Source organism: Oleiphilus sp. HI0080, assembly GCF_001635135.1.
On sequence record NZ_LWFU01000410.1, the window covers coordinates 1 to 12,377 of the forward strand.

General features: G+C 47.9%; 13 protein-coding genes. 7 read left to right on the forward strand and 6 right to left on the reverse strand.

Features of this window, described 5'->3' with window-relative positions; translation table 11 throughout:
• Positions 1 to 735 (forward strand): exodeoxyribonuclease VII large subunit (locus A3751_RS07475; RefSeq protein ID WP_197466221.1); only part of this gene is annotated, 735 nt, incomplete at its 5' end.
• A gap of 31 nt (positions 736 to 766) precedes the next feature.
• Here A3751_RS07475 and A3751_RS07480 read toward each other — a convergent pair.
• Positions 767 to 1,255: a DnaJ domain-containing protein gene (locus A3751_RS07480; protein WP_068453909.1), complete on the reverse strand. Its 489-nt coding sequence runs from the start codon at positions 1,253 to 1,255 to the stop codon at positions 767 to 769.
• A 213-nt stretch (positions 1,256 to 1,468) separates the two neighbouring features.
• Here A3751_RS07480 and A3751_RS07485 point away from each other — a divergent pair, with 213 nt between their 5' ends.
• Positions 1,469 to 2,623, forward strand: a complete 1,155-nt coding sequence (locus A3751_RS07485; protein ID WP_068453911.1) for a diguanylate cyclase — start codon at positions 1,469 to 1,471, stop codon at positions 2,621 to 2,623.
• A 32-nt stretch (positions 2,624 to 2,655) separates the two neighbouring features.
• Here A3751_RS07485 and A3751_RS07490 read toward each other — a convergent pair whose 3' ends face one another.
• Positions 2,656 to 3,078 carry a PaaI family thioesterase gene (locus tag A3751_RS07490; RefSeq protein ID WP_068453914.1) on the reverse strand — a complete coding sequence of 141 codons (423 nt, stop codon included), beginning with the start codon at positions 3,076 to 3,078 and terminating at the stop codon, positions 2,656 to 2,658.
• Positions 3,079 to 3,228: 150 nt separating this feature from the next.
• Here A3751_RS07490 and A3751_RS07495 point away from each other — a divergent pair, with 150 nt between their 5' ends.
• The 4 genes from A3751_RS07495 to A3751_RS07510 are packed head-to-tail and all read left to right on the forward strand — an operon-like array spanning position 3,229 to position 6,152.
• Positions 3,229 to 4,956, forward strand: a complete 1,728-nt coding sequence (locus A3751_RS07495) for a proline--tRNA ligase (protein ID WP_068453916.1) — start codon at positions 3,229 to 3,231, stop codon at positions 4,954 to 4,956.
• A complete protein-coding gene (locus A3751_RS07500; RefSeq protein WP_369819909.1) occupies positions 4,916 to 5,560 on the forward strand; it encodes a lytic transglycosylase domain-containing protein in 645 nt (214 codons plus the stop codon). The genes A3751_RS07495 and A3751_RS07500 overlap by 41 nt, the downstream gene beginning before the upstream one ends.
• 6 nt (positions 5,561 to 5,566) lie before the next feature.
• Entirely contained in the window at positions 5,567 to 5,788 is a 222-nt protein-coding gene (locus tag A3751_RS07505; RefSeq protein WP_068453918.1) for a DUF2835 domain-containing protein, read from the forward strand.
• Positions 5,789 to 5,822: 34 nt separating this feature from the next.
• Positions 5,823 to 6,152, forward strand: a complete 330-nt coding sequence (locus tag A3751_RS07510) for a hypothetical protein (protein WP_068453921.1) — start codon at positions 5,823 to 5,825, stop codon at positions 6,150 to 6,152.
• Between the two features lie 63 nt (positions 6,153 to 6,215).
• Here A3751_RS07510 and A3751_RS07515 read toward each other — a convergent pair whose 3' ends face one another.
• From A3751_RS07515 to A3751_RS07530, 4 genes are all read right to left on the reverse strand, one after another.
• Complete coding sequence (locus tag A3751_RS07515; RefSeq protein ID WP_197466222.1) at positions 6,216 to 7,190, reverse strand: mechanosensitive ion channel family protein; 975 nt, start codon at positions 7,188 to 7,190, stop codon at positions 6,216 to 6,218.
• A 111-nt stretch (positions 7,191 to 7,301) separates the two neighbouring features.
• On the reverse strand, positions 7,302 to 8,048 hold the full coding sequence (rlmB, locus tag A3751_RS07520) for a 23S rRNA (guanosine(2251)-2'-O)-methyltransferase RlmB (protein ID WP_068453923.1): 747 nt from the start codon (positions 8,046 to 8,048) through the stop codon (positions 7,302 to 7,304).
• Between the two features lie 15 nt (positions 8,049 to 8,063).
• Entirely contained in the window at positions 8,064 to 10,832 is a 2,769-nt protein-coding gene (rnr, locus tag A3751_RS07525) for a ribonuclease R (RefSeq protein ID WP_068453925.1), read from the reverse strand.
• A gap of 61 nt (positions 10,833 to 10,893) precedes the next feature.
• Entirely contained in the window at positions 10,894 to 11,490 is a 597-nt protein-coding gene (locus A3751_RS07530) for an HNH endonuclease (RefSeq protein ID WP_231871646.1), read from the reverse strand.
• Positions 11,491 to 11,830: 340 nt separating this feature from the next.
• Between A3751_RS07530 and A3751_RS07535 the strand changes: the two genes are divergently transcribed.
• Positions 11,831 to 12,244, forward strand: coding sequence for a DUF3135 domain-containing protein (locus A3751_RS07535; RefSeq protein ID WP_082863111.1), 414 nt, complete (start codon positions 11,831 to 11,833; stop codon positions 12,242 to 12,244).
• The last annotated feature ends 133 nt before the right edge of the window (positions 12,245 to 12,377 follow it).

The window sequence follows — 12,377 nt, forward strand, 5'->3', positions numbered from 1 at the left end:
GGACGCGGAGGAGGCTCATTAGAAGACCTCTGGGCATTTAATGAAGAACTGGTGGCTCGGGCAATTCATCAAAGCGACCTGCCCATAATCAGCGCGGTTGGCCACGAAGTTGATTTTTCTATTGCAGACATGGTGGCTGACCTGCGTGCCCCAACACCGTCTGCCGCTGCCGAATACATTACCCCGGACCAATTTGAACTTAGCCAGAAACTAGATGACCAGCAGCGCCGCCTAACTTTTCTTCTCCGCAACACCATCGATCGAGCGCAGAACAAGCTGCAAGCCCATCAAAAAAGAGTACAGCATCCGGGTAAAGCGCTGGAGATCAAAGCACAAAGAGCTGAAAGTCTCAGCAAGGCCCTGGAGCAACTCATCCAGCTTGGCATGCAGCAACACTTGTCCAAGCTATCAAGTCGCCAAGCACGTTTAGACAGATTCCATCCTCAGTCGCAGATCGAGCAAGCCAAAAACCACTGTGCGCGAATCTTTGCCCGCAGCAATGAGTTGGTCAATACACACCTAACTCGCAGCCAACATCAATTTAGCCTTGCTGCGAACAAACTTAATCTTGTCAGCCCTCTGGCGACGATGGAGCGTGGCTATAGCGTGCTGTTAAACGACAAAGGTAAGGCGATTGATTCATGCGAGATGGTACATCCGGGTGACACAGTTGAAGCACGCGTGCAAGACGGCTCGATTAACCTTGAGGTCTTATCAAACCAAAAACGGTGCTAACCAAAACACGCAAAACAATAGATCTGCACAATCAAGACAAGAGCGTGTCTTTCGCCTGATTGATCTGAGCAGCCAGATAATCGTTTCCACCTCGATCGGGGTGACATTTCTGCATTAATTTTTTATGTGCATCAATAATCTCTTGTGCGCTAGCTCCCGGCTTTACGCCCAAAATCTCATGTGCCTGAGCTTTGCTCATGTTGCTGTTTTGGGAATTCACAGATTCGGCGCCTTCTGATTGATTAGCAGAATTTTTTTGCTGTTTAACGAAGCGTCTGAGCAATGGAACATAGCGCAACAAAGGGGTCATTTTTTTAACGAAAGGCAACAACGCTGTCACAATCGCGGCAATGAAATGTAAGCGCCCTGTGACGGTCAAAAATACAACCGCGAGGAGTAACACCGCAAAAAAGAACCAAGCAACAAGCCTCTTTCGAGCAGCGGGCGTTCCTTTTCTGTACGCCCCAAAAAACCATAAAACGCTTAGGATCGCGATCAGGGGAACCAATAGCTGAAGCATAGACAAACAACCTAGCAAGAAAACGAAGTGTTAGTCCGTATGATATGGGCGCGCGTTCACATATCAAGCTATTTCGATACGGTATATGGATGATGTGCTAAAATTGAGCTATACATGGAGCCCGATAACACTCTGCGGCTCTACCTATGTTCTGTCCATGCCAGATAGCAACGTGACATGGTATGACAAGCCTGCGAGGTGCCTCCCAATAATATGAGCAATACCGACTATTACAGTTTGCTTCGGATCCGGGCATTCAACGATTTAACAAATCGTGCAAAGCCAGGCATTTTCATCTATGCCACAGTTTGGTTTGCGATCGCTTTTGCGCTCGATATATACGAACAAAGCACGCTGTTTTTTCATATTAATAGCGGCTTGATCATCGCATTCTTTTTCATCCGACTAACGCACCTTTTATTTCGCAGCAAAGTCGACAAAGACAATGTCGCAAAACTTGAAGGCATCCTGGTCGCTAGCATTTTGCTCAGTGCGTTGCACTGGGGAGTAATGAGTGCGTGGGTGTTCTATGATAATGGTCTCTCTAGCGTGCAAGCGCCGATTCTAATCGTGTTGGCAGCATTTGCTATGGGCGGCACCAGCACCCTCAGTATCTCTAGAACAATACGCATCTACTACCCATGCTTACTTTTTTTACCAAGCATTCTATTCTTTCTTTGGAATGCGAACCCTTTATCCTACCTCTACGCTGGACTGATTGTGGCATCATGGATCTACATCCACGTAGCGTCAGCATCGGCAGAGCATGATTACTGGCAAGCCATTTCGAACAATCTGATCGCCGAAGAACGCGCCATAGAGCTCGAAAAACTGAGTGTCACAGATCCCTTAACCCAGTTGAAAAACCGCATGTATTTCGACGCCGAATACGAAAAAGAGTGGCAGCGCAGTGCACGCCTAAAATCCTGCATCTCTATTTTGATGGTTGATCTGGACTACTTTAAAAAGCTAAACGATACCTACGGCCATTTGTTTGGCGATGAAGCGCTTCGCTCGGTCGCAGAATGCCTAGAGAAAAATGTCATGCGGCCTGCGGATTGCGTTGCAAGATATNGCGGCGAAGAGTTTATCATTATGTTGCCAAACACCAATGAGGAGGGCATTAGGATTGTTGCCGAGCGTTTGACCCGCGCAGTATCAGAGCTTAGCTTTGAAAGTGAGCGAGAACCCGTCCAAGTAACCTGTTCAATCGGTGGCGCCACCGCCTACCCTCATCCAGAGCACGAACATTCAGAGCTTGTCAAAAAGGCGGATACGGCACTCTACGAAGCGAAGGAAAGCGGCCGAAACAAATACGTCATCGATACAGAGAATCTAGACCCGCAAATACCGCGTATCGGCCGATAGACTAAGCCCGATCAAATCACCCTCTCAAAAAGCTACCTTTCAGACGTAGGCGGCAAAGCATAACTTCCCGTCACATGGGCTACTAACTCTCTAGACTTTGAGGTATAGATTTCCACCTCACAATACGCAATCCGCTTACCCAACTTCAGTATCTTGCCTTCAGCGAGAATATCAACCTCGCCCGGTCTCTGCATAAAATTGATGTTCAGATTACTTGTGACGGCCATCGAAACCTCCCCTAACGCGCCGAGTATTGCAGCATACATCGCAGTGTCACCTGCGGCCATCAGCACCGGACCAGACACACTTCCTCCTGGTCGCTTATTCTTGTTGTCAAAAGGGATACGAATCAAACAGGTATGATCGCTTATTCTTTCAACACGTAAATCGATATCCTCAGCCATCGGAATCCAGCTCCGAATCAGTTCCTGAACCTCTTTTGCCGCCAAAGCCATTAACTTATCCCCAGATAATCAAAACTAGACTATACGATTAAACCAAGGCTCATTAAAATAGGCGCCTTACTAAAGCTATGGCGGTGCCCACTCAATCAAATACGGTTGGCACCCTAAATGTCTAGAATCACTACAGGACTCACATCGCAAATGCGTGCAAGCCGTTTTCTTATCGCAACCCACAAAGAAACCCCATCCGATGCGGAGGTTATTAGTCATCAACTAATGCTGCGCGCAGGTCTCATTCGCAAACTCGCCGCAGGTCTTTACAACTGGCTACCGATGGGGCTTCGGGTGCTTCGAAAAGTAGAAAGCATTGTTCGCGAAGAAATGGACAGAGCCGGCGCCCAAGAACTTCTGATGCCCGTTGTGCAACCCGCAGAGCTCTGGGAAGAATCTGGTCGCTGGCAGCAGTATGGTGGCGAACTTTTGCGCGTCAAAGACCGTCATGACCGCGACTTCTGCCTTGGCCCTACTCATGAAGAGGTAGTCACCGACATCATTCGTGATGAACTAAAAAGTTATAAGCAATTACCTGCAAACTTTTACCAAATTCAAACAAAGTTTCGAGATGAGAGAAGGCCCCGCTTTGGCGTCATGCGAGCGCGAGAGTTCGTCATGAAGGACGCATATTCGTTTCACGCGAGCAAAGAGTCTCTAGATGAAACGTACAACATCATGCACGACGCGTATGTCCGTATTTTTGAGCGTCTTGGCTTAGACTTCAGACCTGTGCAGGCTGACTCAGGCAGCATTGGTGGTAGCTCTTCACATGAGTTTCACGTTCTGGCTAGCTCAGGTGAAGACGACATCGCATTTTCGACAGAAAGCCAATACGCAGCCAATATCGAAAAAGCCGAAGCAGTTGCTCCAGCTGGCGAGCGCGCCAACCCTAGCCAAGCTATGACAGAAGTTGCTACACCGAATCATAACAGCATAGCCGATGTATCCAAGCTACTTTCACTTGCCCCGGAACAATGCGTCAAAACACTGATCGTTTTAGGCGAAGCAGAAGAAGACGAAACCGCGCCACTTGTCGCGTTGACACTACGCGGAGATCACGAACTCAACGAAGTAAAAGCAGAAAAACTCGAAGGTATTGCTTCGCCGCTCCAGTTCGCTCCGGAAGAGCGCATTGAAGCAGAGATCGGTGCGAAAGTCGGCTCCTTAGGCCCTGTGGGATTAAGCATTCGCACAATTACTGATTTCAGCGCCGCCCATGCGAGTGACTTCTGCTGCGGAGCCAACAAAACCGGCTTTCACCTCACAGGTGTAAACTGGGAGCGCGACCAAGAGCTCGGCGAAACAGCCGATCTACGCAATGTTGTAGAAGGTGATCAAAGCCCTGATGGAAAAGGCACAATTACAATCAAACGCGGCATCGAGGTTGGCCATATTTTCAAACTGGGCGACAAATACAGCTCGGCAATGAATGCCTCGGTCCTTGATGAGAATGGCAAGGCAAAAATCATGGAGATGGGCTGTTATGGCATCGGTGTTTCGCGCATTGTTGCAGCAGCCATCGAACAAAATCATGACGACAACGGCATTATTTGGCCAGCCGCAATGGCACCGTTTCAGCTAGCCATCATCCCACTCAATATGCACAAGTCCGAAGTCGTCGCAAGCAAGGCAGAAGAGCTTTACCAAGCGCTTCAAGCAAAAGGCATTGATGTGCTCATGGATGATAGAAATGAACGCCCCGGGTTTAAGTTCGCCGACATGGAACTGATCGGCATACCTCATCGCGTCGTGATTAGTGACCGTGGATTAAAGAACGGCACGCTTGAATATAAAGGCCGCACAGATGATGAAAACCAGGAGTTCTCGGTAGACAATGCAGTTGATGAAATTTGTAAGCAACTTGGCATCGCCTAGCTTAATCTACAGAATCGCCTTAAGAACGGCCATTACCCGCGCCATTACTTTTGCCGCAGCGCTTTGCTTTATGCCGATTCAAAGCGCGTTTGCGACTCAGGAGCCCGATGCCGAGTTAACCGAGATCCTTCGAGAAACAGTAAATGACGCGGCTAGCTTCAACGATCGTTTTGATGCCGAAGTTTGGCTTGTGGATATGTCTAGTCGGCTCAGTCGATACATTAAGAGCCCGACTGAACGCGTTGCTTTCCTAAAGATGGTACATGCAGAGGCAAGCCGCGCGGGTCTCGAGCCCGAGCTTGTTCTCTCGGTCATTCATGTCGAGAGCGCCTTTAATCGCTTTGCTATTTCTGTTGTCGGCGCACAGGGATTGATGCAGGTGATGCCATTCTGGAAAAATGAGATTGGCCGTCCGGAAGATAATTTGATGGATATGGCGACGAATCTCAGATACGGCTGCACCATCCTAAAGCACTATCTCGATCGAGAAAAAGGCAACCTTATTCGCGCTTTAGCTCGTTATAATGGCAGCCTTGGCCGAACCAAATACCCAGAAAAAGTACTCTTATTTTGGGAACGCTATTGGTTTGTTAGACACGTATAAAACACCATGCAAGAACTGATCATTGACCTAAGTATTCACCGCGAAGAATGGCTTCGACTGTACAGAGGAGAGGCACAGATTGTTCGCACAAAAAGCCGCGATGGACGAAGCGTGCAATTCCCAGCCAATATTCTAAGCTCATTCACTAGCCATGACGGCGTTAAGGGAAGCTTTATCATTCAGTTTGATAACAACGGAAAATTTCACTCCATTCAACGGCTCGCTTAGTCTGCCGGTACGTTTAGCAACCAAGGAAAAGATAATGCCTCAACTAACAACTCAAGATGTGCTTCGACTTCCCGAACCTGAGCTGGTTGCAGCGCTCAAAGCGATGTCAGTCGAGCAACTTGAACAGCATGCAGAGGGAGTTATTTCTGAATTAGGGAGCGATGACTATTCTGGAATCATGAAAATCGTTATGAAAGCCCTGGAAAGCCAGCCAACCCAAACAAACCGATTCACACAGATTCAAAACATTCTGCGCGACACGCTCCCAAACAAAGCGCATATGAGTGACATATACCAACGGCTTGCCAGTATGATCATGTTGATATTAATGCGTAAATACAAAGATATACTGACCGGAAAATAAACCCTCCACCCTAGCTGCCTCAGAAAATGTCCAAGCAATAAATAACAGCTGAAGAAGGGCTAACTATGACGGCCTTTGAGGCAAAAGATCACGCACCTCCTGATCAACCGAACGCATCCGTAAATCTCGTTGCGGAAATGGTATCTCGATATTGTACTCAGCCAGCTTGCTTTCAATTTCCCATAGATACATCCCTACGGGATGCTTATCAGTAGGCAGCTGATTTCCCCTCACCCAAATCACAAGCTCAAAATCCAGACTACTATCACCAAAATTAATCAACCACACATCAGGCTTGTTTTTACCATGATTCAACGTAAACGGAAGCATCAATGCAGCTTCAGTCGCCGCGCGCTTCACAAGCTCTTTGTCTGTGCCATAAGCAACACCAAAAGGAATATGTAAACGGCGACGGTCATCGTTGAGCGTATAATTAATCACTCGACCAGAGATAAACTCTGAGTTTGGGACCATAACATCGATATTATCCCAAGTAGTCACCTGAGTACTTCTGACGTTAATCGCTTTGACGCGCCCCCGTGTTCCTGAATCCAACTCAATCAAGTCGCCTACTTTAATCGGACGCTCAAACAGCAAAATCAAACCGGAAATAAAATTATTGAATATAGATTGTAGGCCGAAACCAATACCTACACTCAGGGCACCCGCGACGATTGCGAGCTCCGTAAAATCGATACCCAGAAGACCAAAACTGACCAGAATCGCGACAAGCAGAATCACATAATGCAGAAGTCGACCGAGAGTAAACATGCCAGAAGCAGAAAAACCTGCGTGCTTCAAAGGAAGGTTGTTCAAAAAACGGCGCAACACAGAAGACAAAACGACCGATGCGAGCATCACCCCAACAACCCAAACCAAATCGACCACTGAGATAGCCGTGTCACCGACATGAAAAAGTGCATCGCTTGTGGCGGAAGAATACCACTCGGCGAAGTCATGAAGAGCGCTCCTGGACTCTTCGACTGCGGAATCACTTATGTCGCTAACACTAGTCGCATTAGATACAAAACTTAGCATCGTCAGCGCGAGGCAACAGATAATTTTCGACGTCATCATAAAGACCTTCTGCCAAACACAAAGAACATCAGCTTGATCGAGCAAATCTTACACGTTCGCGAAATTTAAGCTCTATTTCGTAGAATTTCGCTGCCGTAACGCTTCAAATAGAAATACACCTGTTGCGACCGAAACATTCAGACTACTCACTGAACCAGCCATCGGTATCTGACTAAGCTGATCACAGTGCTCTCGTGTCAGGCGACGCAATCCACTACCCTCTGCACCCATAGCGATGGCCATCGGGCCCTTGAAGTCGGCCTGATAAATCGTACTCTCACCTTCGCCTGCCGCTCCTGTAATCCAGATACCTCGATCCTGAAGCGAACGCATTGTGCGCGCTAGATTCGTTACCCGCACTAACGGTACCTGATCGGCCGCACCCGAGGCGACATTACGCGCGACCGCATTGAGCGGCGCTGCCTTATCTTTGGGTGTGATTAGCGCATGTACACCAGCCGCATCAGCGGAACGCAAACACGCACCTAAGTTATGAGGATCGGTCACTGAATCCAGGATAAGCAAAAAAGGCGGCACATCAAGAGCATCCAACAGAGCTTCTAGATCATTTTCATTAAGCTCTTTACTTGGCTCAACAAGAGCGACAACGCCTTGATGACGACCTCTTACTAAATCATCCAGCTCGCGCCGAGGACTAAGGCTAAACGGAATATTGTGTTCATTCGCTAACTGCAACAAGGCTTGCAATCGCTTGTCATCGCGCCCTTTCATGACGACCAAGCGCTCTATTCGAGCATGGTCTCGCTCCAGTAAAGACTCAACGGCATGAATGCCAAATACGGTATCTAACTTGCTCATCTTGACTCTTTGAACTTAATCTTCTGATTCTTCACTGCGCTTTTTAGCTGCATTCACGGGGTGTAACTTTGCTCTTCGACGAGGACCCGCATTATCATGCAAGGGCGCCTCACCTTTTACTGGCAAGCTCGGTGCTTTTAAATCAGCACCCACTTTCAAAGGCTTCCCTTTGCTTTTTACTCTTGGATGCTCTTTCGAAGACGAACCTTTACCTCTAAGTTTGCCGCGACTTTCATCTTTACCTTTGTTGTGCGCACCCGAACTGTCGGAACTGGCACCAGCCTTCACCTTAGACTTGGATTTAGGTGCTTTATAAACCCCAGCCCCTTTACCTGCGCTTTTGGGATCACGATCTGATCTCGGACCTTTGCGCCCCTTTGCACCGCGACGATCACTATTTCGATCATTACTTCTATCACGACCACCACCCTTTCGAGATTCGTCAGCACGTTTACCTGAGCGCCCTTTACTATTTTTAAAGGTTTTCCCCTGGCTCATCAGCGTCAAATCGATCTTACGTTCTTCTAGGTTAATGGCTGCAACCTGCACCACAACCGGGTCACCCAGAGCAAAACGCTTCCCTGTTCGCTCTCCCGTCAATCGTTGCTTCTGCTTATCGAATTGATAGAAATCCCCCTCCAAAGTCGCTACATGAACCAAGCCTTCAACATAAAGATCGGCCAATTCGACAAAGAAACCAAAGCTTGTCACCGCCGCTATCAAGCCATCAAAGGTTGCACCAAGGTGCTGCTGGAGATATTCACATTTCAGCCAATTCGTTACATCACGTGTCGCGTCATCTGCGCGTCGCTCCGCCATAGAGCAATGCTCACCCAAGTGCACAACTCGCTCAAAATCATATGGGTATGTGTGCTTGCCAGCCTGCTGTTCAGGATGACGGCGCACTTGCTGACTATTTCGATTGCTATAGATCACGGATTTGATGGCACGGTGCACCATCAGATCTGGGTAACGACGGATCGGAGAGGTAAAATGCGCGTAATGATCATACGCCAGACCAAAGTGCCCTTTTTCTTCAGGGCTATAGACCGCTTGACTCATAGAGCGCAACATCATGGTTTGAATCACGCTAAAGTCTGGCCGCTCTGCTATTTCCTTAAAAAGATTCTGGTAATCAGCGGGCGCTGGGGTTTCACCACCATACAGTTGCAAGCCAAGCTCTGATAAAAAAGCGCGCAAATTAGTGAGTTTTTCTTCGCCCGGCCCTTCGTGAACACGATACAGCGCCGGAAGCTTTTCAGAGATCAAAAATTCGGCCGTCGCCACATTAGCGCATAACATGCACTCTTCAATAATCTTGTGCGCATCGTTACGCTCTCGAGGCACAATCGCCTCAATTTTCCGTTCTTCGCCAAAAATAATTTGCGTTTCGACCGTTTCAAAGTCGATCGCGCCACGCTCTGTTCGCCGAGCACGTAAAGCCGTATAAAGAGCGTATAGATCATAAATCTGCGGCAAGCGCTCGGCAAAATCCTCGCACAACTGAATGCCTTCCGAGGTATCCGCTTCATCGAGAATCGTGCCTACTTGGTTATAGGTAAGGCGAGCATGACTATGCATTACGGCCTCATAAAAATAACTCTGCTCAACCTCTCCTTTCTCACTCAACTCCATTTCACAAACCATGCACAGCCGATCAACATTCGGATTCAGCGAACACAAACCGTTGGATAGAAGCTCTGGCAGCATTGGCACTACATGATCAGGAAAATAAACCGAGGTTCCGCGCTTGTTGGCCTCGATATCAAGAGGACTATTGATACTGACGTAATGACTGACGTCGGCAATCGCAACATACAGACGCCATCCACCCTCGGTGCGTCGCTCACAGTAAACTGCGTCATCGAAGTCTCGCGCATCCTCACCATCAATGGTGACCAAAGGTAAATGACGAAGATCTATTCTTGCGACCTTGTCGTCTTCAGTGACCTCTGCTTTGAAATTCTCGATCTGCTCAACAAGGTCAGCAGGCCACTCATTCGGGATGTTATGAGAGCGAATAGCCACTTCGATCTCCATACCTGGCGCCATATGATCACCAAGCACCTCCAACACCTCGCCAATCGCATGCTCTCGCTTGGAGGGGTATTGCAGAATTTTGGCGACAACATACTGCCCATGTTTTGCGCCATTCAAATTTTCTGTCGCAACAATAACTTGCTGCGTTTCGCGAACACTTTCTACTTCAATGAAGTTCAGGCCACTTTCAAAAAAGATTCGCCCAACGACCTCCTTTGTGTTGCGCTCAAGCACCTCGACAATTACCGCATGACCTCGCCCTTTCGCATCAACATGATCAACACGCACCAAGACGCGATCGTCATGAAACACACTTTGCATCTGTTTTGCAGAAAGCAGAAGATCGTCACCGCCTTTCTCGAGTTTAACGAAACCAAAGCCATCACGATGACCAATGACAGTTCCCTTGAGAAGATCTACTTTCGCGGAAGGTAAATACTGCTGACGCCGGTTGCACACGAGCTGCCCGTCTCGGCACATTGCAATAAGACGACGACGCAGCGCTTCGAGACCTTCCGGGTCAGAAATTTTCAGAAAGTGCGCGATCTCAGGGTGGGTTAGCGGCTTTTTTAGCTCCGCCAGGGTATCGAGAATATGTTCACGGCTCGCAATCGGTTGCGCGTATTTTTCTGCTTCTCGTTGGGAGTTTGGATCTTTGTTTGGTGCGCTGTTTTTATTAGCACTGCTTTTTTTCTTGGTCGCTTTGTCTTGCGGAGTAGAATTTTCGTCTTCAGGTTTGCTCATTCAGGGGCACATAAAAATGGATGTAAGCGCTTAGTATAGTCTTTATCCTTGCGCAGCGCGATCAATGGCTGGCATGGTCGTTCAAGTGTTTAAAGCCCTTTCTCAAATACTGCATCTGATCCTCAAGAATATTATGGTTCTGCAAGTAGAGAAGCTCAGAAAAGGTCGGCTTGAAAGGCACAGCAAGCAAAGGCATATTTGCCTCTTCGGGTAAGCGCGCGCCTTTTCTTTGATTACAAGGCTTACAGGCAGACACGACGTTTGTCCAAACATCTTGTCCACCACGAGACCGCGGAAGGACGTGATCTCGCGTCAGCGACAAGCGGGACAGCTCCTGCCCGCAATACATACACATATGCTGATCTCGGCGAAATAGATACTTATTCATTAGCGGGATATTAATCGCATGAGAGACTACAGTGCCATCAACGGCGATAATCGGTGCTAGTCGAATAATCGACTGCTCACCGTGACGATTAACACCGCCATGCATTACTAGGCTCTTTTCACCAAACGCCCAGAGTACCTTCCCATTGCAGACCAAATTTGTTGCGGCCTCTTTAGAGATCCAGCGTATCGGCTGACCACTCTTGTCAATTTTGAGAATCGCTTGATTGAATGTAGTACTAATTCCTTGTTGAGACACTTGCTGCAGCACTGGTAGATCCTCGCATCGTTACACTTTTGTGTTCGACCACTTTAAGAACACTAACTTCAAACTATGACCGTTTTAAGTCAGTTCCAGCAGACTAAAAACTGCCAACCTTACGAACCTGCTCACATTTTAGCCACATAGCACATAAAAAAGCCAAACTGTTTCTTGGTTTTAATAAACAGACTTTGATTGTTGAAACGTAGCCATTACAAAATGTTACATAGCATTGAGCTGAATTGATGGCGTTCCGTATTTTTACTTTTGTTTTGTTCCATACAAATCAGCTGTACGTAAAATAGCCAACCCAATGCACTGACAGCCGTAACAGAAAGAGGTCGTTACGATGAAAGACTCAAATGAAAGCTCTAAGCGCAAGCTAGGGGATATCGATGTGAGACAAACCGGCTTAGGTTTAATAGATCTTCCTAGCTTCGACACCCTGGTAGAGTTGGCAAGGGAAAAGCCAGAAGAGCTTGAACAGCTGCGCCAGCGGATTACCCGCGACGTGATAAGCAGCGCCCCAAATCACATGCAAGAACGCCTGAGCGGATTACAATTTCAAATCGATATGGAACGTCGCAGGAGCAGCTCAGCCGTTAGCGCCTGCTTAAAAATTTCATCAATGATGAACGAGGCCCTAGTAGACCTGCGAGAAGCCCTTTCAAATCCTGAGGAATTCTTGCGAAACAGACCACAACACCGCGCCGACGTTCTCGACTTCTCGAGCGCGCGAGCCAAGAAGCTCCTTGCTGATTAACACTTATATTAGGCCCCGACTTTGGGTACACTCGGGGCCCATTATAAATCGCCTCCTAGGAACTCCTTCCGCATCATGCGAACAATAAGACCCGAATACCGATACAGTAACTTCATCCACCCAAAATATTTAG